Annotated in this window: 19 protein-coding genes; 10 read left to right on the forward strand and 9 right to left on the reverse strand. The window is 72.0% G+C overall.

The features are described from left to right. Nucleotides 1-162: 162 nt before the first annotated feature. Complete coding sequence (locus ACPU2J_RS27350; RefSeq protein WP_403636197.1) at nt 163-1,062, reverse strand: 2-hydroxy-3-oxopropionate reductase; 900 nt, start codon at nt 1,060-1,062, stop codon at nt 163-165. 75 nt (nt 1,063-1,137) lie between these two features. Next, nucleotides 1,138-1,971: a TIM barrel protein gene (locus tag ACPU2J_RS27355; protein WP_423834222.1), complete on the reverse strand. Its 834-nt coding sequence runs from the start codon at nt 1,969-1,971 to the stop codon at nt 1,138-1,140. A 125-nt stretch (nt 1,972-2,096) separates the two neighbouring features. Between ACPU2J_RS27355 and ACPU2J_RS27360 the strand changes: the two genes are divergently transcribed. The 7 genes from ACPU2J_RS27360 (at nt 2,097) to ACPU2J_RS27390 (ending at nt 8,105) form a co-directional block, all read left to right on the forward strand. Further along, a complete protein-coding gene (locus tag ACPU2J_RS27360) occupies nt 2,097-2,348 on the forward strand; it encodes a hypothetical protein (protein WP_361597932.1) in 252 nt (83 codons plus the stop codon). Beyond that, entirely contained in the window at nt 2,345-2,728 is a 384-nt protein-coding gene (locus tag ACPU2J_RS27365; RefSeq protein ID WP_420079143.1) for a helix-turn-helix domain-containing protein, read from the forward strand. Before ACPU2J_RS27360 ends, ACPU2J_RS27365 begins: the two co-directional genes overlap by 4 nt. 154 nt (nt 2,729-2,882) lie before the next feature. Beyond that, nucleotides 2,883-3,398, forward strand: coding sequence for a 2-oxo-4-hydroxy-4-carboxy-5-ureidoimidazoline decarboxylase (gene uraD / locus ACPU2J_RS27370; RefSeq protein ID WP_361597938.1), 516 nt, complete (start codon nt 2,883-2,885; stop codon nt 3,396-3,398). Between the two features lie 2 nt (nt 3,399-3,400). Further along, nucleotides 3,401-3,805: a hydroxyisourate hydrolase gene (uraH, locus tag ACPU2J_RS27375; protein ID WP_420079142.1), complete on the forward strand. Its 405-nt coding sequence runs from the start codon at nt 3,401-3,403 to the stop codon at nt 3,803-3,805. 1 nt (nt 3,806) lies between these two features. After that, nucleotides 3,807-4,730 (forward strand): factor-independent urate hydroxylase, encoded by a 924-nt coding sequence (gene pucL, locus ACPU2J_RS27380; protein ID WP_361597944.1) that lies wholly within the window; start codon nt 3,807-3,809, stop codon nt 4,728-4,730. Nucleotides 4,731-4,922: 192 nt separating this feature from the next. Beyond that, a complete protein-coding gene (locus tag ACPU2J_RS27385) occupies nt 4,923-6,323 on the forward strand; it encodes an 8-oxoguanine deaminase (protein WP_420079141.1) in 1,401 nt (466 codons plus the stop codon). Between the two features lie 393 nt (nt 6,324-6,716). After that, nucleotides 6,717-8,105: a nucleobase:cation symporter-2 family protein gene (locus tag ACPU2J_RS27390; protein ID WP_361597950.1), complete on the forward strand. Its 1,389-nt coding sequence runs from the start codon at nt 6,717-6,719 to the stop codon at nt 8,103-8,105. A gap of 120 nt (nt 8,106-8,225) precedes the next feature. Here ACPU2J_RS27390 and ACPU2J_RS27395 read toward each other — a convergent pair whose 3' ends face one another. From ACPU2J_RS27395 to ACPU2J_RS27410, 4 genes are all read right to left on the reverse strand, one after another. Beyond that, nucleotides 8,226-9,416, reverse strand: coding sequence for a GDSL-type esterase/lipase family protein (locus ACPU2J_RS27395; RefSeq protein WP_423834223.1), 1,191 nt, complete (start codon nt 9,414-9,416; stop codon nt 8,226-8,228). 324 nt (nt 9,417-9,740) lie between these two features. Then, on the reverse strand, nt 9,741-11,360 hold the full coding sequence (gene aceB, locus ACPU2J_RS27400; protein ID WP_420079139.1) for a malate synthase A: 1,620 nt from the start codon (nt 11,358-11,360) through the stop codon (nt 9,741-9,743). A gap of 251 nt (nt 11,361-11,611) precedes the next feature. Further along, nucleotides 11,612-12,223 (reverse strand): nucleotidyltransferase family protein, encoded by a 612-nt coding sequence (locus ACPU2J_RS27405; protein WP_420079138.1) that lies wholly within the window; start codon nt 12,221-12,223, stop codon nt 11,612-11,614. Continuing rightward, nucleotides 12,190-12,372, reverse strand: coding sequence for a hypothetical protein (locus ACPU2J_RS27410; protein WP_361597962.1), 183 nt, complete (start codon nt 12,370-12,372; stop codon nt 12,190-12,192). The genes ACPU2J_RS27405 and ACPU2J_RS27410 overlap by 34 nt, the downstream gene beginning before the upstream one ends. A gap of 88 nt (nt 12,373-12,460) precedes the next feature. Here ACPU2J_RS27410 and ACPU2J_RS27415 point away from each other — a divergent pair, with 88 nt between their 5' ends. Further along, on the forward strand, nt 12,461-13,948 hold the full coding sequence (locus ACPU2J_RS27415) for a PLP-dependent aminotransferase family protein (protein WP_423834224.1): 1,488 nt from the start codon (nt 12,461-12,463) through the stop codon (nt 13,946-13,948). A gap of 34 nt (nt 13,949-13,982) precedes the next feature. Here the strand turns inward: ACPU2J_RS27415 and ACPU2J_RS27420 are convergent, their stop codons facing one another. Then, entirely contained in the window at nt 13,983-14,612 is a 630-nt protein-coding gene (locus ACPU2J_RS27420) for a response regulator transcription factor (RefSeq protein WP_361597968.1), read from the reverse strand. Beyond that, the gene (locus ACPU2J_RS27425) at nt 14,609-15,940 is read right to left on the reverse strand and encodes a sensor histidine kinase (protein ID WP_423834225.1); all 1,332 of its coding nucleotides are present in this window, start codon (nt 15,938-15,940) and stop codon (nt 14,609-14,611) included. The genes ACPU2J_RS27420 and ACPU2J_RS27425 overlap by 4 nt, the downstream gene beginning before the upstream one ends. 134 nt (nt 15,941-16,074) lie before the next feature. On the opposite strand from ACPU2J_RS27425, the gene ACPU2J_RS27430 reads away from it, so the two are divergent. After that, nucleotides 16,075-17,205, forward strand: coding sequence for an ABC transporter permease (locus tag ACPU2J_RS27430; protein WP_399817103.1), 1,131 nt, complete (start codon nt 16,075-16,077; stop codon nt 17,203-17,205). Next, on the forward strand, nt 17,202-17,897 hold the full coding sequence (locus ACPU2J_RS27435; RefSeq protein WP_423834226.1) for an ABC transporter ATP-binding protein: 696 nt from the start codon (nt 17,202-17,204) through the stop codon (nt 17,895-17,897). Before ACPU2J_RS27430 ends, ACPU2J_RS27435 begins: the two co-directional genes overlap by 4 nt. Nucleotides 17,898-17,997: 100 nt before the next feature. Here the strand turns inward: ACPU2J_RS27435 and ACPU2J_RS27440 are convergent, their stop codons facing one another. Continuing rightward, nucleotides 17,998-18,804, reverse strand: a complete 807-nt coding sequence (locus ACPU2J_RS27440; RefSeq protein ID WP_361597980.1) for an IclR family transcriptional regulator — start codon at nt 18,802-18,804, stop codon at nt 17,998-18,000. Nucleotides 18,805-18,919: the final 115 nt, after the last annotated feature.

Below are 18,919 nucleotides of genomic sequence, written 5' to 3' on the forward strand. Positions count from 1 at the left end.
TCATGCGGAACAGCCTAAATTCGGCACGAACTAAACGTCAACAGTTTGTTGAACGAAGTTGGGGAGTGGTGATCCGGACGGCGCCGGCGCTTGGGCGCGACAGGACAGGTGTCAGCGCCGGCGCCATCCGGGGACTCGGGTCCCCTCGGAGAGGGGAGGTGCTCAGAGCTGGGCGCCGGAGAGGCGCTCGACGGCCCGGAGCAGGGCGGAGTGGTCCAGGCCGCCGTCGCCCTGGGCGCGCAGGGAGGCGACGAGCTGGGCGACGACCGCGCCGACCGGGAGGGCCGCACCGACGTTGCGGGCGGCGTCGGTGACGATGCCCATGTCCTTGTGGTGCAGGTCGATCCGGAAGCCGGGCTTGAAGTCGCGGTTCAGGAAGTTGTCCTTCTTGCGGGTCAGGACCGTGGAGCCGGCCAGACCGCCGTTGAGGACGTCCAGGGCGGCCTGGAGGTTCACGCCGGACTTCTCGAGGAAGACGACGGCTTCGGCGCACGCCTGGATGTTGACCGCGACGATGAGCTGGTTGGCGGCCTTCACCGTCTGGCCGGAGCCGTGCGGGCCGCACAGCACGATGACCTTGCCGAGGGCCTCGAGGATCGGAAGGGCCTCGTCGAAGTCGGCCTGCTCGCCACCCACCATGATCGACAGGACGGCCTCGATGGCGCCGGCCTCGCCGCCGGACACCGGGGCGTCGATGACGCGGATGCCCTTCTCGGCGGCGTTCTTCGCGAGGTCGATCGAGGTCTGGGGGGTGATCGACGACATGTCGATGATCAGCGCACCGGACTTCGCGTTCTCCAGGATGCCGTTCTCGCCGTAGGAGATGGCCTCGACCTGCGGGGAGGCGGGCACCATCGTGATGATCACGTCGGCGTCCCGGACCGCCTCGGCGATCGAGCCGGCCGCGGTGCCGCCGGCGGCGGCCAGGCGGTCCAGCTTGTCCTGCTCCAGGGTGAAGCCGGTGACCGAGTAGCCGGCCTTCAGCAGGTTCTCGGCCATGGGGGAGCCCATGATTCCGAGGCCGATCCAGGCAATCGACGGGAGTGCAGCGGGGTTGCTCATGATGAGGGTCCTTCTCTTAATGCTTCGTACGAAAAGTGCGTGAGGTGCCTGGCGGATCGCCCGGACTTCGTCCTCCTACGTGGCGGGGCGGGCCTCGGCCGGCAGCCACGCGAAGGAGGCGACGGCGTCGGCGGCCTTGTACTCGAGGCCCACGTAGCCCTCGTATCCGGCCTTCTTCAGCTGGTCGAGCAGCTCCTCGAGGGGCAGCTCGCCGGTGCCGGGGGCACCTCGCCCGGGCTTGTCCGCGATCTGGACGTGCCCGGTCTTGGCGGCGTACTTTTCGATGACCTCGGAGAGGTCCTCATCGTTCATCGCCAGGTGGTACAGGTCGAGCAGGAACTTGGCGTTGCCGAGGCCGGCGGCCTCGTTCACCTTGTCCACCACCTCGATGCCGGCCGGGGCGCTCACCAGCGGGTAGAGCGGCGACTCGGGCTTGTTGAGGGTCTCGATCAGGAGGATCGCGCCCACGCGGTCCGCGGCCTGCGCCGCGACGACCAGGTTCTTCAGGGCCAGCTCGTCCTGGACGGCCGGGTCCACGCCTTCGACGCGGTTGCCGTACAGGGCGTTCAGTGCCTTGCAGCCCACCGACGCGGCGAAGTCGGCCGCGACGTTGATGTTGGCGTTGAAGCGGTCCGACTCCTCGCCGGGGACCGATACCGCGCCGCGGTCCGGGCCCGGCAGCTGGCCGGCGTAGAAGTTCAGGCCCACCAGCTGGGTGCCCGCGTCCTCAAGAGCCTTCTTGAGGGCGTCGAGCTCCGTCTGGGCGGGGGTGGGGGTCTCGATCCAGGGCCACCACAGCTCGACCGCCGTGAAGCCCGCCGCGGCGGCGGCCGCGGGGCGCTCCAGGAGCGGGAGTTCCGTGAAGAGGATCGACAGGTTCACATCGAAGCGCTGGTCCGTGTATCCCATGAGGGGTGTGCGCTCCTTCCGTATTGCGGAAGTTATTTTCTGCTTGATGGAAGACTGCATGGGGTTCCGCGCGGATGTCAAGTGCGGACTCCCGGAAAATCGTGACCGCGCGGTAGCTTGACCGCGTGCGATTGAGAGTGGAGTTCACGACCGAGCCCTTCGACCTCGAAGAGGCCCCCGACCATGCCGTGGCGGCCCGTGAGGTCATCCAGAAGGCCCAGCTGGAGGCCGTGGACGTCGGCCCGTTCGGCAACACGGCGGAGGGTGGCGCCGACGAGGTGCTGACCGCTGTGGGCGCCCTGCTGCGCGACTCGCTGGAGGCCGGGGCCACCCGCGTCACCCTCCAGGTCAACGTGATCGGCGAGGAGACGCCATGACCGAGCCTCGCGACCACCCCTTCGTCGCGGCGGTCAAGCCGCTCGTCGACGCCATGGGCGGAGAGCTGATGGATCCCTCCCTCGCGCAGCCCGACGACGTCGTGCTCACCTGGGAGGGCCAGGACGTGCTCGCCGTGCGCCTGCCCCAGCTCTCCGACTCGCTGGACCGCATCCTGGCCGCGCTGGAGCGCCGGCACGGCGTACCGTTGTCCCAGCTCGACCGGAAGTCCAAGCAGGACGTGGTGCGGATACTGGAGGCGCGCGGCGCCTTCTCCGTCCGGCACGGTGTGGAAACGGTCGCGGGCGCCCTGGGGGTCAGCCGTTTTACGGTCTACAACTACCTGAACAGGGAAAACCCCAGCAAGAGCAGCCAGGCGTGAACGCCGCCTGACCCACAGTGACGAGCCGTCGCCCGATTCACCCGGGCGGCGGCTTTTGTGTACGCGAAGTTTCAACAAAGTGTTGACGCCGTGTTGTGGAGCGCGTTAGCTATGCGCAGCCCGTCTACGCAACAACAGGCCACGGAGGCCTACCGTGACTTCGAGTCCGACCCCGGGTCTCACCCGGATCAACACCTTGGACGACAGCGCGGCCGCGGCCGAGCTGCACGAGGTCTGTGCCAGCTCGGCGTGGGGCAGCAAGATGCTCGCCCAGCGCCCCTTCGCCACCGCAGAGTCCCTGTACGCCGCGAACGAGGCGGCCATGGCCGAGCTCACCGCGGAGGACCTGGGCGAGGCGATGGGAGGCCACGCGCCGATCGGCCGCCCGAAGCCGGGAGACCCGACCTCCGCCCGCGAGCAGCGCGGCATGGCCGGCGCCTCGGAGGAGCTGAAGAACGAGCTCCTCGAACTCAACCTGGCCTACCAGGACAAGTTCGGCCACGTCTTCCTCATCTGCGCCACCGGTGCGACCGGTGAGTTCATGCGGGACGCCGTCAAGGTCCGGATCGACAACTCGCCGGAGCAGGAGCGCGAAATCGCCCGCGGCGAGCTCGTCAAGATCAACCGGATTCGCCTGACCCGCCTCGTCGAACTCGCAGAAGGAGCGTAACCATGAGCACCGCGACCACCGCGTCGGTGTCCACGCACATCCTGGACACCAGCATCGGCAAGCCCGCCGAGGGCGTCGCCGTCTCCCTGTCGGCCCGCACGGGCCTCGACGGCGAGTGGGCGGCCCTGGGCGGCTCCGCCACCGATGCCGACGGGCGCTGCAAGGACCTGCCGGCGCTGCCGGAGGGCACCACACACGTGCGTCTCGACTTCGAGACCGAGACGTACTTCTTGAATAAGCACAGTGCAAAGAAGCAAGCCGAGGCGCAGCAGGACGCCCCCCGCGTAAGGGACAGCGCTACGTTCTTCCCCGAGGTCGCCATCACCTTCGCGGTGAACCCGGGCGAGCACTACCACGTACCGCTGCTGCTCAACCCGTTCGGCTACTCCGTTTACCGAGGGAGCTAGCATGGCCACGATTCTCGGCCAGAACCAGTACGGCAAAGCAGAGAACCGCGTCGTCAAGATCACGCGGGACGGCGACACCCACCACATCAAGGACCTGAACGTCTCGGTCGCCCTCTCCGGCGACATGGACGACGTCCACTACTCCGGCTCGAACGCCAACGTCCTGCCGACGGACACCACCAAGAACACGGTGTACGCGTTCGCCAAGGAGCACGGCATAGAGTCCGCCGAGCAGTTCGGCATCCACCTGGCGCGCTGGTTCGTGAACAGCCAGGAGCCGATCCAGCGTGCGCGCATCCGGATCGAGGAGTACGCCTGGGACCGGATCGCCACCTCGGACGCCAACTCCAAGTTCATCGGCTCCGACGAGGTCAACCACTCCTTCGTCCGCAAGGGCATGGAGACCCGCGTCACCCAGATCACGTACGACGGCCGGAACTGGGAGGTCATCTCCGGCCTCAAGGACCTGATCGTCATGAACTCCACGAACTCCGAGTTCTGGGGTTACGTGAAGGACAAGTACACGACCCTCCAGGAGGCGTACGACCGCATCCTGGCCACCCAGGTGTCGGGTCGCTGGCGCTTCTCCTGGTCGGACGACGAGCAGCGGATGCCCAACTGGGAGAAGTCCTACGCCGAGACCAGGAAGCACATGCTCCAGGCCTTCGCGGAGACCTACTCCCTCTCGCTGCAGCAGACCCTGTACCAGATGGGTTCACGCATCATCAACCACCGTTCGGAGATCGACGAGGTCCGCTTCTCGCTCCCGAACAAGCACCACTTCCTCGTGGACCTTGAGCCCTTCGGCCTCAAGAACGACAACGAGGTGTACTTCGCCGCGGACCGTCCCTACGGTCTGATCGAGGCCACGATCCTGCGGGACGGCGCCGACGCGCGCATCCCGGTGGACATGACCAACCTCTAGTACGGCGAGCACGGTCCCGGGGCTCCGCAGTGGCCCCGGGGCCGGGCGACACGAACCCCACTTCCTGAATCGGCACCCGGACGCACCACACGGGGCGGCAGTACTGTCAGCTGCCAAGGCCCCCGGCTCCGGCACTCAAATCCCCTGGGTTTTGCCGTGCCCGCACCGCCACTGAAAGCACGAGGAAGTCCCATGGCAGCATCGGCAGCCCATGACAGCGCCGTCGAGCGCACCGTCATCGAGAACTGTGCGATCGCGACCGTCGACGCGAACGACACCGAGTACGCCTCGGGTCACATCGTCATCGCCGGCAACCGGATCGAGTCCATCGGCGCGGGCAGGGCCCCCGAGAACCTCGACAACGTGGTCCGCCGCATCGACGGCACCGGACACCTCGTGACCCCCGGTCTGGTCAACACGCACCACCACTTCTACCAGTGGATCACGCGCGGTCTGGCCACCGACCACAACCTCTTCAACTGGCTCGTGGCGCTGTACCCGACGTGGGCGCGCATCGACGAGCAGATGACGTACACGGCCGCGCAGGGCTCCCTCGCCGCGATGGCCAAGGGCGGCGTCACCACCGCCATGGACCACCACTACGTCTTCCCCAAGGGCTCCGGCGACCTGTCCGGCTCGATCATCCGCGCCGCGTCCGAGATGGGCGTCCGCTTCACCCTCGCCCGCGGTTCCATGGACCGCAGCGAGAAGGACGGCGGCCTGCCCCCGGACCACGCCGTCGAGACCCTCGAAGGTGCGCTCGCCGACACCGAGGCGACCGTCAAGAAGTTCCACGACGCCTCCTTCGACTCGATGACCCAGGTCGCCGTCGCCCCCTGCTCCCCCTTCTCGGTCTCCACCGAGCTGCTGAAGCAGGGCGCCGAGCTGGCCCGCCGCCTGGGCGTGCGCATGCACACGCACGGCAGCGAGACCGTCGAGGAGGAGAAGTTCTGCCACGAGCTCTTCGGCATGGGCCCGACCGACTACTTCGAGTCGACCGGCTGGCTCGGTGAGGACGTGTGGATGGCGCACAGCGTCCACATGAACGACTCCGACATCGCCGCGTTCGCCCGCACCAGGACCGGTGTCGCGCACTGCCCGTCCTCCAACGCCCGTCTGGCCGCCGGCATCGCCCGCGTACCGGACATGCTCGCCGCCGGTGTACCGGTCGGCCTCGGCGTGGACGGCACCGCCTCCAACGAGTCCGGTGAGCTGCACACCGAGCTGCGCAACGCGCTGCTGATCAACCGTCTGAACCCGGTGCACCGCGAGGCCGCGCTCAACGCCCGCCAGGCCCTGCGCCTGGGCACCTACGGCGGCGCCCAGGTCCTCGGCCGCGCCGACAACATCGGTTCGCTGGAGGTCGGCAAGTGCGCCGACCTGGTGCTGTGGAACCTGAACACGTTCCTGCACTCCTCGATCGCGGACCCGGTCACGGCCCTGGTCTTCGGCGCGGCCGCCCCGGTGACGGCCTCGTTCGTCAACGGCAAGCAGATCGTCGAGAACAACCGACTGCTCTTCGCGGACGAGGACGCCATCGCGGTGTCCACCCGCGAGGAGGCCCAGCGCCTCGCGCGGATCGCGCAGGCCTGATCCCCCGGAGTCCGGCCGGGGGGACGGCCCCCGGCCGGCGGCCGCGGACCCGAGCGGGGTCCGTGGGCAGCCGTTCCCGGGCGACGCCCTCGGTGAGCCGAGGGCGTCCCCCGGGGGCGGTGACTCGTGCCACCCGCCTGCGGCGCATGCGCGCGCCCCCGCCACGGCACGTGCGGCACCATCTCGCGCACCAGCCCGGTCCCCCCGCCTCCGCCGGGGCCACCGGGCCGCACCGCCGCGCGCGGATCCGATGCATGGGCACATCGTCTCCGCACCCCTTGGGAAACGCAGTCGCACCACCCACAACCGCATACAGGCTCGACTCGCACCGCTTTCGCACCACCTCCAAGACACCCACGTCCCTGCCGACGTGTTACCCGACCGGAGGAAGCCGTGGCCAACCCGCCCAGGTTTCGCAAAGACGCAGTCGCAGTACCGGAGGAGAAGCACCCGGTCGACGAGACCCTCCCCCCGCTGAAGATGTTCACGAGCGGTCTGCAGCACGTGGCCGCCATGTACGCGGGTGTCGTCGCACCGCCGATGATCGTCGGCCCGGCCGTCGGACTCTCCGCCACCGAGACCGCCTTCCTGATGGGCGCCTCGCTCTTCACCGCAGGGCTCGCCACCCTCCTGCAGACCCTCGGGTTCTGGAAGATCGGCGCCAAACTCCCCTTCGTCAACGGGGTTTCCTTCGCCGGCGTGACCCCCATGATCGCGATAGGCAAGGGGGAAGGGCCGGACGCCCTCCCCGTCATCTTCGGCGCGATCATCGTCGCCGGAGTCATCGGCTTCCTGGCCGCCCCCTACTTCGGCAAGCTCGTCCGCTTCTTCCCACCCGTGGTCACGGGCACCGTCATCACCCTGATCGGCGTCTCGCTCCTGCCGGTGGCCTTCAACTGGTCGCAGGGCGGCAACCGGACCGCCGCCGACTACGGCTCGATGAAGAACATCGGCATGGCCGCGCTCACCCTCGTGATCGTCCTGCTGATGCGCAAGTTCCTCCGCGGGTTCCTCCAGCAGATCTCCATCCTGCTGGGCCTGGTGGCCGGCACGCTCATCGCCCTCCCGCTCGGCATGACCAGCTTCGACGCCGTCAGCAACGCCGCCGTCGTGGGCTTCCCGACGCCCTTCCACTTCGGTGCGCCGCAGTTCCAGCTCGCCGCCATCGTCTCCATGTGCATCGTGATGCTCGTGTGCATGACGGAGTCGACCGCCGACATCCTGGCACTCGGCAAGATCGTCGGCCGTCCGGCGGACGAGAAGGCCATCGCCGGGGGACTGCGCGCCGACACCCTCGGCAGCGCGATCAGCCCGCTCTTCAACGGGTTCATGTGCAGCGCCTTCGCCCAGAACATCGGCCTGGTCGCCATGACCAAGGTGCGCAGCCGCTTCGTCGTCGCCGCGGGCGGCGGGATCCTGATCCTGCTGGGCCTGTGTCCGATGGCGGCCTCCGTCATCGGCGTGGTCCCGCTCCCGGTCCTCGGCGGCGCCGGCATCGTGCTGTTCGGCTCGGTCGCCGCCAGCGGCATCCAGACCCTGGCCGGCGCCGCCATGGAGAAGGGCGAGAACGCCCTGATCGTGGCCGCGTCCGTGGGCATCGGCCTGATCCCGATCGCCGCACCCGACTTCTACCACGCCTTCCCCAAGGACCTCCTGGTCGTCCTGGACTCGGGCATCAGCACCGGCTGCGTGGTGGCCATCGTGCTGAACCTGGCCTTCAACCACCTCGGATCGAGGAGGGCCGCGGCCGCCTCGGCCCCGGAGCCCGTACCGGCCCACTGAACCCCGGCCCGGCGGGACGGGACGACGGCGGTGCGCACGCCACCCACTGCGGGTGTGGCGTGCGCGCCGCCGCGTCCGCGTACGGGCGCACCGCCGAGCGCCCGTACGTGCGTTACGGCGTCACGGAGACGGCCGCAGGTACATGCCCGTGTGGTCGGCCCCGGCCGTGTTCCGGCAGGAGGAGGCGGAGTTCGCGGGCTGCGCGAGGGCCAGGGCCAGGCAGCGGCCCGCAGCCAGCTGGCCGTAGTGGTTGGGGTGCATGGACTCCTGGATCAGGCCCTGGGACTCGTTGTTGTCGATCCAGCGCGCCCACTCGCTGGTGGTCGCCGAGGCCGGGGCGGCGGAGCCGACCAGCCTGCTCGCCTTCGCGCACACCTCGCGGCCCTGCAGCATGTCGCGCAGGTCCAGGAACTGCACGCCCTTGGCCGCGGCGACCCCCTTGATGCGGTCGGCGAGCTGCGGCACGAGGGAGTCGCGCGCCCAGTCCGAGTCCCGGTTCCAGAACGGGCAGCCACCGGTGTTGAGACGGCTCCAGTCGCTCTGGGTGTACCGGTTCTCCGCGCCGCGGGGGATCGGGGAGGGGTAGGACTGGAGCACGATCCGGTACGAGGAGTCGGCGTACCCGGCGGCGCGCATCACCGCCCGGACCTCGTCGACGGACTTGGCCACCTTGCCCATGACCGCGTCGATCTTCTGGTCCACGGCGTACTGCTGGTCGTCGTGGCAGTACGAGTTCCAGATGATGAAGTCGTAGGCGCAGTTCTTGATGATGTCGGCGAAGCCCAGGTCGTTGCCGCCCACGGACAGGGCGATGACCTCGACGTCGTGGGAGGCGGCCACCGCCGCGAGCTGGTCGGCCTGCGGCGCCTCGCCCTTGAAGGGGACCCCGCCCTGGGAGGCGCGGAAGACGTTGTCGGCCGTCGCCCCCGAACAGGCGAGGTTGACGGCGACGTCGGCGACGGGCCCGGCACTGCGCACCGGGGCCGAGTCGGAGCGGTGGCAGCCGCCCGCCGTGGACCCGTACACCCGGGCGGGGTCGTAGGCGCTGCCGCCGGTCCAGGCCCGGTCGGTGCCGTACCGGCTGCCGGTGTTGGTGAGGGTGTTGCCCTTCCAGCGTCCGGCCTCGCCCGAGATGTAGCTGTCGCCCAGGGAGACCACGGCGGTGGGCCCGGTGCCGGGTCCGGCCACGGCCGTGCCGGTGCCCGCGGCGAGGAGGGCGCCGACGGAGAGGGTGAGGGTCAGGCCGGCCCCGGCGAGCCGTCGCACGCGGCTGCGGTGCCGGTCCTTGCCGACGTTGCGGAATCCGATCACGGCGGAACTCCTGCGTTCGGCCACGCCGAAGTCTGCGACGACCGCGTCGCGTGGCTGGGAAGTGGGGGTACCGCCGGCCGGTGGCACCGGAAAGGTGACACGGGCCCACTTGTTACCGCTAGGTACAGGCGAGTTACGAACGAGTAACAACCGATCGGTCGTTCGGCGCGGGGCCGTCCCGCGGGGCGCCCGGGGCGTGCTGCGGCCACCGGGCCGGGGGTGAACAGGCCTCCGCCCCCGCTGCCCGGAGGGGCGGCGGGGGCGGAGGCGGCCGGGTCCGGCCGCTGTGCGTTCCGGTCGGACCCGGGGGATCGGCCGGCGAGGTCAGCCGACGAGGCGGTCGTACGCGGGCAGCGTGAGGAAGTCCGCGTAGTCCGCGTCCAGGGAGACCTGGAGGAAGAGGTCGTGGGCCTGCTGCCACTTGCCGGCGGCGAAGGCCTCCTCGCCCAGCTCGGCGCGCAGGGCGGCCAGTTCCTCGGCGGCCAGCGCGCGGGTCAGTTCGGCGGTGGCCGTCTCGCCGTTCTCGAAGACCACGCCGGCGTTGATCCACTGCCAGATCTGCGAGCGCGAGATCTCGGCGGTGGCGGCGTCCTCCATCAGGCCGAAGATGCCGACGGCGCCGAGGCCGCGCAGCCAGGCCTCGATGTAGCGGATGCCGACCTGGACCGCGTTGCGCAGGCCCTCGTACGTCGGTTTCGCGTCGAGCGAGTCGATGGCGATGAGCTCGCCCGGGGCCACCGAGACGTCCTCGCGCAGCCGGTCCTTCTGATTCGGCTTGTCGCCGAGCACGGCGTCGAAGGAGGCCATGGCGATCGGGACCAGGTCGGGGTGGGCGACCCAGGAGCCGTCGAAGCCGTCGCCCGCCTCGCGGTCCTTGTCGGCCTTGACCTTCGCGAAGGCGATCTTGTTGACCTCCGCGTCCTTGCGGGAGGGGATGAAGGCCGCCATGCCGCCGATGGCGTGCGCGCCGCGCTTGTGGCAGGTGCGGACGAGCAGTTCGGTGTAGGCCCGCATGAACGGGGCGGTCATCGTGACCGCGTTGCGGTCCGGCAGGACGAACTTCTCGCCGCCGTCGCGGAAGTTCTTCACGATGGAGAAGAGGTAGTCCCAGCGGCCCGCGTTCAGGCCCGCCGCGTGGTCGCGCAGCTCGTAGAGGATCTCGTCCATCTCGTACGCGGCGGTGATGGTCTCGATGAGGACCGTGGCGCGGACGGTGCCCTGCGGGATGCCGACGTAGTCCTGGGCGAAGACGAAGATGTCGTTCCAGAGGCGGGCCTCCAGGTGCGACTCCGTCTTCGGCAGGTAGAAGTACGGGCCCTTGCCGAGGTCGATCAGGCGCTTGGCGTTGTGGAAGAAGTACAGGCCGAAGTCCACGAGCGAGCCGGAGACGGAGGCGCCCTCGAACTGCAGGTGGCGCTCCTCGAGGTGCCAGCCGCGCGGACGCATCACGACGGTCGCGAGCTCCTCGGCGGGCTTCAGGGCGTAGGCCTTGCCGGTGCGGGAGTCGGTGAAGTCGATGCGGCGCTCGTAGGCGTCGATCAGGTTGAGCTGGCCGAGGACGACGTTCTCCCAGGTGGGAGCCGAGGCGTCCTCGAAGTCGGCGAGCCAGACCTTGGCGCCCGAGTTCAGGGCGTTGATGGTCATCTTGCGGTCCGTCGGACCGGTGATCTCCACGCGGCGGTCGTTCAGCGCGGCCGGGGCCGGCGCCACCTTCCAGTCGCCCTCGCGGACCTGTGCGGTGTCCGGGAGGAAGTCGAGGGTGGAGGTGCGGGCGATCTCGGCGCGGCGCTCGGCGCGGCGGGCGAGGAGCTCCGCGCGGCGGGGGGCGAACCGCCGGTGGAGCTCGGCCACGAAGGCGAGGGCCGCTTCGGTGAGGACTTCGTCCTGCCGGGGCAGGGGCTCGGCGTCGACGATGGCCAGCGGGGACGGCGCTGGTGCGGACATATCTGTCACTCCTTCAGCGGCGGTGCCTGGCGGCCGCGGGGAATGCTCGCGCGAGACGGCACGCAGTGCCGTCGGGTGTGGAGAGTTCCGAAGTACGGTCGCGGGCGCCGTCTGTGGATTCAGGGCGCTTCTGACCAGTGGATAGTAATTTCCTCATGGTGGAAGTTCAATGGTTTGTTGACGTCGAGATTCTCCGGGTCGACAGATTCCGGGCTCCGGTGGCCCTCAGTGCCATGACGGTCACAGGGTGCTCAGGACAGTCGGGCCAGGTCGGGCGGGGTGTCGATGTCGAAAGCCTCCGCCACGTCCGCGCACTCCACCAGGACCAGCTCCCCGGCGTGGCGCGACAGATGGACACGGGCGCCCTGGTCCCCCGTCGCGGTCGCCGCGATGTCGGCCCAGCGGTCCGCGCCGAACAGCACCGGATGCCCGCGCTCCCCCTCGTACGCCGCCGCCACCAGACTCGCCGGCGAGCGGTACGCCTCCCGGACCCGGGCCACGGCCGCCGGACCGATGCCCGGCTGGTCGACCAGCGAGACCAGGGCGGCGCGGGCCCCCGTACCGGCCAGGGAAGCCAGCCCGACCCGCAGCGAGGAACCCATGCCCTCGGCCCAGTCCGGGTTGTCCACCACCACGCACCCGGACAGGTCGGCGCGCTCGCGCACCTCCGCCGCCGAGGCCCCGAGGACCACGTGCAGCGGACCGCAGCCCGCCTCGCGCAGGACCCGTACGGCGTTCTCGACCAGGGGGCGGCCCCGGTAGGGGAGCAGGGCCTTGGGGCGGCCGCCGAGCCGGCGGCCGCCCCCGGCCGCCAGCAGGAGGCCCGCGATCACGGGTGGGCCGGAGTGCGTGTGGGCTGACATGCCCCCGATTCTCGCTCCTGCCCGGCCCGCCGCGGACCCCGCGCCAGGCTGCGCCGTACGGCGGCCAGCGCGGCCCCGATCCGCAGCGGACGGGAGATCCGGCTCTCGGCGGCGGCGACCAGGGCGCGTTCGTCACGGTCGGTCAGCATGGCGGTGTCTCCTTGCCAATCAGGGGCCAATACCGCGAGTCTGGTCCCCGATTGGCCTGGCCGTCAGAGCCAATCAGGGGAGGTTGGCATGGCAAACGGGCGAGTGGTCCGGACAGCGGACAGAACCATCGGCAGCCGCCAGCTCGCCGGACTGCTCCCGGCCGAGGTCCTGGCCCGCCCCGGCTACCGGTCCCTGGCCGACGCCCTGCGCACCCTGGTCCTCGACGGCCGCATCGCCCTCCACGTCCGGCTGCCCGCCGAACGCGAACTCGCCGAGGCCGTCGGCGCCAGCCGGGCCACCGTCACCGGCGCCTACGACCTGCTGCGCGAGAGCGGCTACGTCCGCAGCCGGCGCGGCTCCGGCACCTGGACCGAGCTCCCCGAAGGCCACCGCCCCGTCGGCGCCCACGCCCTCGTCGGGGCCGGCGGGTACAGCGCCGACGGCGACCCCGGCATCGACCTGGCCATCGCCGCGATGGGCGCCCCCGAAGACGCCCTCGCCGACGCCCTCGCCCGGGCCGCGCCCCGGCTGCCCGAGGCCGCCCGCACCCCCGGCTACCACCCCTTCGGCCTGCCCGACCTGCGCACGACCGTCGCCGAACGCTTCACCCGGCGCGGCCTGCCCACCCGCCCCGAGCAGATCCTCGTCACCTCCGGCGCCCAGCAGGCCTTCACCCTCGTCGTCAGCCTGCTGTGCGGCCCCGGCGACCGGGTCGTCACCGAGAACCCCACCTACGCCAACGCCCTGGACGCCCTGCGCCACGCCCGGCTGCGCACCGGCTCGATCGCCGTGTCCGACAGCGGCTGGGACATGGAGATCGCCGAGTCCACGCTGCGCCAGACCGTGCCGAGGCTCGCGTACACCATCCCCGACTTCCACAACCCCACCGGCGCCCTGATGCCCCCGGAGCAGCGGCTGCGGCTGCTCGCCGCGACCCGGCGCACCGGCACCTGGCTGGTCGTCGACGAGACCATCGCCGACATCGCCCTGGACGTACCGGCGCCCCCGCCCCTGGCCTCGCTGGCCCCGCGCGGCGGCGCGGACCACGTGGTGACCATCGGCTCGCTCAGCAAGACCCACTGGGGCGGCCTGCGCGTCGGCTGGATCCGCGCCACCGCCAAGATGATCACCGAGCTGACGGCCGTACGGGTCTCCGCCGACATGACCGGCTCGGTCCTCGACCAGCTCGTCGCGCTCCCGCTGCTGGACGGCATGGACCGCACCCTGCCCGCACGCCTCGACGAGCTGCGCCTGCGCCGCGCCGCCCTGGTGGACGCCCTCCAGCGGCACACCCCCGAATGGTCCTGGCAGGTCCCCCCGGGCGGCCTCTCGCTCTGGGTCGACCTCGGCGAGCCGGTCAGCTCCGCCCTGGCCGAACGCGCCGCGGCCGCGGGCGTCCACATCGGCCGCGGCGCCCGCTTCGGCGTCGACCCCGGAACCTTCGAACACCGCCTGCGCATCCCGTACACCCTCCCCGCCGACCGGCTCGACGAGGGCGTGCGCCGTCTCGCCGCGGCCTTCCACGACGGCGTCCCGCTGCCCCCGGCCGTGGACCGCCCGTACTGGGTCGCGTAGTTACGGCTACGGGCTACGGGCTACGGGCTACGGGCTACGGGGTGCGGATCAGGCGGCGGGTGGCGGCCGCCGCCACCGCCGCCGTGCGGGAGTCGACCCCGAGCTTGGCGTAGACGTGCACCAGGTGGGACTTCACCGTCGCCTGGCTGAGGAAGAGCCGCTTGGAGATCTGCTGGTTCGACAGGCCGTCCGCGACCAGCTGGAGCACCTCCAGCTCCCGCTTGGTCAGGGCCTCCGCCGGGGTCCTCATCCGGTCCATCAGGCGCAGCGCCACCGCCGGAGCCAGCGCCGACCGGCCCGCCGCGGCCGTGCGCACGGCCGCGGCCAGCTCCTCCGGCGGGGCGTCCTTCAGCAGGTAGCCGGCCGCCCCCGCCTCGACCGCCGCCAGGATGTCGGCGTCCGTGTCGTACGTGGTCAGCACCAGCACCCGGGGCGCGCCGGGGCGGGCCGTGATCAGCGCCGTCGCCTCGGAACCGTGCATGCCCGGACCGAACTGCAGGTCCATCAGCACCACGTCCACCGGTTCCCGGGCGGCGAGCTCCACCGCCCGTTCGGCGGTCGCCGCCTCGGCGACCACCTCGAAGTCGGCCTCGGTGTCGAGCACGGCGCGCAGGCCCGCCCGGACCACCGGATGGTCGTCGGCGAGCAGGAGACGGACGGTCACGGCGCCCCCACGGGCGCCGCGGCACCCACCTCCGGCCGTGCCCCGTGCGCGGCGGGCCGCTCCGGTTCGGCCGGTTCCGGGGGCAGCGGCAGCGTGACGGCCACCGCCGTGCCCTGGCCGGGGCCGGACTCCACGGTGAACAGCCCGCCCAGGGACTCGGCGCGCGCCCGCATCGCGGGCAGCCCGAAGCCGCCCGCGCCCGGGTCCGGCGAGCCCGCGGCGGCCGACGACGGCTCGAAGCCGCACCCGTCGTCCACGACGTCGAGGGTGACCGAGGCCTCCATGAACGTCAGGGTGATCTCGGCGCGCCCCGCACCCGCGTGCCGCACCACGTTGGCCAGCGCCGACTGGGCGATGCGCAGCAGCGCCACCTCGTACGGGGTCGGCAGCACCCGCGGCCGGCCGCTCGGCGAGAACCGCACCCGCGGCCCCGGAACCCCCGCGCACAGCCGCTCCAGCGCGGCCGCCAGCGATCCGTGCTCCAGGTCGGGCGGCGTCAGGGCGCGGACGAACCGGCGCGCCTCGGCGAGGTTGTCCTGGGCCGCCTGCCGGGCCTGCGCGATGTGCGGCCGGGCCGGGTCCCCCTCGGGCAGGGTCCGCTCGGCGGCCCGCAGCAGCAGCTGGATGGAGGACAGCCCCTGGGCCAGGGTGTCGTGGATCTCCCGGGCCAGCCGCTCCCGTTCGGCCAGGATCCCGGCGCCCCGCTCGGCCGCGGCCAGCTCGGCCCGGGTCGTGATCAGCTCCTCGATCAGCTCCCGGCGGCGCTCGCTCTCCCGGTACAGCGCCTGGTAGCCCAGTACGGTCGCCACGGCCACCGCGCCGCCCAGCAGGGGCCCCAGGAACGCCCCGGGGGTCACGGCGCTGCTGTGCGCGAGGAACCCGCCGATGGCGGCGCAGGCGGTGGCGGCCACCGCGGTGACCCCCCAGCGCAGCCGCAGCAGGTGCAGCTCCAGGAAGTACAGCGGGAAGGCGATCCACAGTCCGTCGGGGGAGAGCACGAGCAGGCCCGCCCAGGCCACCCCCAGGCAGCCGAGCCACACGGCCCCGGCGCGCGGTGAGGCGTGCACGGCCGGGGCGCGTACGCCGGCCGCGTAGACGGCGGCGAAGAGGACGCAGCCGGCGAGCACCCACCCGGCCAGCGGCGCGGAGTCGGCGAGGGCGCGCCCCGCGGCCAGGGCGAGCAGCCCGAGGAGCAGGGCGTGCAGGCACAGCCGCAGCACCACCGACACGGGTGTCAGCGGGCGGGCGGCCGCGGGAGCGGAGGGCGGAGCGGCGGGGGGCGCGGGAGCGGGGTGCTCCGCAGGAGCGGGGGCTGCGGCGGAAGTCATGGCCCGACCAGCGTAAGCCGGAGGCGTCCGGCGCCGGTCAACCGAAAGTTCGATCTGCGCGTGCATCCTTCGATGCGAAGACCCCTCCCGCGGTGCGATGCCCCGGGCCGGTGCCCGGCGCCAGGGTGGGGGACATGTTCGTCGCATGGAGAGATCTACGGTTCGCCAAGGGCCGCTTCGCCCTCATGGGGGCGGTCGTCGCGCTGATCACACTGCTGGTCGGCCTGCTGTCCGGGCTCACCGCCGGCCTGGCCCGGGAGAACGTCTCGGCCGTCACCGGCCTGCCCGTCTCGTACCTGGCCTTCGCCCCGCCCGCCGGCGGCGGGGAGGTGTCGTTCGCCGACTCGCGGGTGCCCGAGTCGGCCTGGCTGGCCTGGCGCGCACAGCCCGGGGTGACCTCCGCGGAGCCGCTCGGCATCCGCACCACCCGCGCGGCCTCCGGTGAGCGCACCGCCGCCGTGTCCGTCTTCGGCGTCGACCCGGACGGGCGGCTCGCGCCGCGCGGGGCGAGCCCCGCCCCGGGACGGGTCGTGCTCACGGAGAAGGCCGCCGAGGAGCTGGGCGGCCTCGCCGCGGGCGCACGGCTGCGGATCGGCCGGCTCGACCTGACCGTGGCCGCCGTGTCGGGCACGGCCGCCCACAGCCACACCCCGGTCGTCTGGATGGACCTCGGCGACTGGCGGCGCACGGGCGACCCGGGGGGCTCCACCGACCCGGGGGGCTCCACCGACCCGGCGGGCCCCGCCGATTCCGCCGACGCGTTCGCCACGGTCGTCGCCGTCGCGGGGAGCGGACCGGACCTCGCCGCGGCCGACGCGGCGGCCGGCACCCGGACCCGCACCGTCGACGAGGCCCTGGACGCCATCGGCTCCTACCGGGCCGAGAACGGCTCGCTCCAGCTGATGCGCGGATTCCTCTTCGCCATCTCCGCCCTGGTCACCGGCGCCTTCTTCACGGTGTGGACCATCCAGCGCAGCGGGGACGTCGCCGTGCTGAAGGCACTGGGTGCCTCCACCCCGTACCTGCTGCGCGACGCGCTGGGCCAGGCCGTGGTCATGCTCGCGGCCGGCACCGGGCTGGGCACCGCGCTGGCGGCGGGCCTCGGCGTGCTGATCGGCGGCGCGGACGTGCCCTTCGTCCTCGACGCCCCCACCGTGCTCGTCCCCGCCGGCGTCATGATCGCGCTCGGTGCGCTGGGCGCGGCCCTGTCCATCCGCCGGATCACCGCGGTCGACCCGCTGACCGCCCTCGGGAGCGCTCGATGACCCTCCTCGTCCACGACGTCACGCTCACCTACCCCGACGGCGACGGCCGCCTCACCGCCCTGGACGTGGTCGGCCTGGAGGCGCCGGCGGGCACCCTGACCGCGGTGATCGGTCCGTCCGGCTCCGGGAAGTCCTCCCTGCTCGCCGTCGCCGCCACCCTCGTCACCCCGGACTCGGGCCGGGTGGTCGTCGCGGGGGTGGAGACCACGGGTCTGGGCGCCGCCGAGAAGTCGGCGCTGCGCCGGGAGAAGATCGGCATCGTCTTCCAGCAGCCGAACCTGCCCGCCTCGCTGACCGCCGCCGAGCAGGTCCAGCTCATGGCGCACCTCTCGGGCCGGCCGGCGCGGGCCGGGCGCCGGCGGGCCCTGGAGCTCCTGGACGCCGTGGGCCTGGCCGACAAGGCCGGGAAACGGCCCCACCAGCTCTCCGGGGGCCAGCGCCAGCGGATCAACATCGCCCGGGCGCTGATGAACGACCCGGCCGTGCTGCTGGTCGACGAGCCGACCAGCGCCCTGGACCACGAGCGCGGAGCGGCCGTGCTGGACCTGCTGGTCGCCCTGACCCGGGAGCGGTCCACCGCGACGGTGCTGGTCACCCACGACCACGCGCACCGCGAGCGCGCGGACCGCACGGTGACGATGACGGACGGTCGGCTCACCGCGCTCGGCACGGCACCGCTCCGGACGCCCTGACGGCACACCCGGGCCCGGATGCGGGAAGGCCCCGGTGTCCCCTCGGAGCGAGGGGGCACCGGGGCCTTCGTACGGGCCTCGCCGCGAGTCCTTCGTAGGCCTACGCGGGGCTCTGGTTGGCCAGCGCCACCGACAGCTCGGCGGCCACGCCCTGGAGGATCGGCACGAAGGACTCGGCCACGGCCTCCGTGACCCGGCCGGCCGGGCCGGAGATGGAGATCGCGGCGGCCGTGGGGGAGTTCGGCACCGAGACGGCCAGGCAGCGGACTCCTATTTCCTGCTCGTTGTCGTCCACCGCGTAGCCGGACTTGCGGACCTGCTCCAGGGCCTCCAGGAAGCCCTCGGGCGTGGTGATGGTCTTCTCGGTCGCCGCGGGCATCCCGGTGCGGGCGAGGAGGGCGCGCACCTCGTCGGCGGGGGTGTGGGCGAGCAGGGCCTTGCCCACACCGGTGGAGTGTGGCAGCACCCGGCGGCCGACCTCGGTGAACATGCGCATGGAGTGCTTGGAGGGCACCTGTGCGACGTAGACGATCTCGTCCCCGTCGAGCAGGGCCATGTTCGCGGTCTCGCCGGTCTCCTCGACCAGGCGGGCGAGGTAGGGGCGGGCCCAGGTGCCCAGCAGGCGCGACGCGGATTCGCCGAGGCGGATCAGGCGGGGGCCGAGGGAGTAGCGCCGGTTGGGCTGCTGGCGTACGTAGCCGCAGGCCACCAGGGTGCGCATCAGGCGGTGGATGGTGGGCAGGGGCAGACCGCTCGCGGTGGAGAGCTCGCTGAGGCCGACCTCGCCCCCTGCGTCCGCCATGCGTTCGAGCAGGTCGAAGGCGCGCTCGAGGGACTGGACGCCACCGCTGGAGGCAGGGGTCCTGGAGGAAGCGTCGTCGGTGGTGCTGGCGCTGGACGTCGGCACGGCGCGGTCCTTTCGGTGCTGGCAGGCAAGGGAGCAGCCTACCCGGCGGCAGGCGTCCGCCCCAGTGCCGGGTCGCGGTCGTCGCCGCCGGTCAGAGAGGGTTTGTCCTGGTGGC

The sequence above is a fragment of the Streptomyces manipurensis genome, assembly GCF_049570255.1.
In the GTDB taxonomy this organism is placed as follows: Bacteria; Actinomycetota; Actinomycetes; order Streptomycetales; family Streptomycetaceae; genus Streptomyces; species Streptomyces manipurensis.

What these genes read in the sequence shown, in the direction of transcription:
- ACPU2J_RS27350 (WP_403636197.1), bottom strand. Translation starts at nt 1,062, where the DNA reads ATGAGCAACCCCGCTGCACTCCCGTCGATTGCCTGGATCGGCCTCGGA.
- ACPU2J_RS27355 (WP_423834222.1), bottom strand. Translation starts at nt 1,971, where the DNA reads ATGGGATACACGGACCAGCGCTTCGATGTGAACCTGTCGATCCTCTTC.
- ACPU2J_RS27365 (WP_420079143.1), top strand. Translation starts at nt 2,345, where the DNA reads ATGACCGAGCCTCGCGACCACCCCTTCGTCGCGGCGGTCAAGCCGCTC.
- uraH (WP_420079142.1), top strand. Translation starts at nt 3,401, where the DNA reads ATGAGCACCGCGACCACCGCGTCGGTGTCCACGCACATCCTGGACACC.
- pucL (WP_361597944.1), top strand. Translation starts at nt 3,807, where the DNA reads ATGGCCACGATTCTCGGCCAGAACCAGTACGGCAAAGCAGAGAACCGC.
- ACPU2J_RS27385 (WP_420079141.1), top strand. Translation starts at nt 4,923, where the DNA reads ATGGCAGCATCGGCAGCCCATGACAGCGCCGTCGAGCGCACCGTCATC.
- aceB (WP_420079139.1), bottom strand. Translation starts at nt 11,360, where the DNA reads ATGTCCGCACCAGCGCCGTCCCCGCTGGCCATCGTCGACGCCGAGCCC.
- ACPU2J_RS27405 (WP_420079138.1), bottom strand. Translation starts at nt 12,223, where the DNA reads ATGTCAGCCCACACGCACTCCGGCCCACCCGTGATCGCGGGCCTCCTG.
- ACPU2J_RS27410 (WP_361597962.1), bottom strand. Translation starts at nt 12,372, where the DNA reads ATGCTGACCGACCGTGACGAACGCGCCCTGGTCGCCGCCGCCGAGAGC.
- ACPU2J_RS27415 (WP_423834224.1), top strand. Translation starts at nt 12,461, where the DNA reads ATGGCAAACGGGCGAGTGGTCCGGACAGCGGACAGAACCATCGGCAGC.
- ACPU2J_RS27425 (WP_423834225.1), bottom strand. Translation starts at nt 15,940, where the DNA reads ATGACTTCCGCCGCAGCCCCCGCTCCTGCGGAGCACCCCGCTCCCGCG.
- ACPU2J_RS27430 (WP_399817103.1), top strand. Translation starts at nt 16,075, where the DNA reads ATGTTCGTCGCATGGAGAGATCTACGGTTCGCCAAGGGCCGCTTCGCC.
- ACPU2J_RS27435 (WP_423834226.1), top strand. Translation starts at nt 17,202, where the DNA reads ATGACCCTCCTCGTCCACGACGTCACGCTCACCTACCCCGACGGCGAC.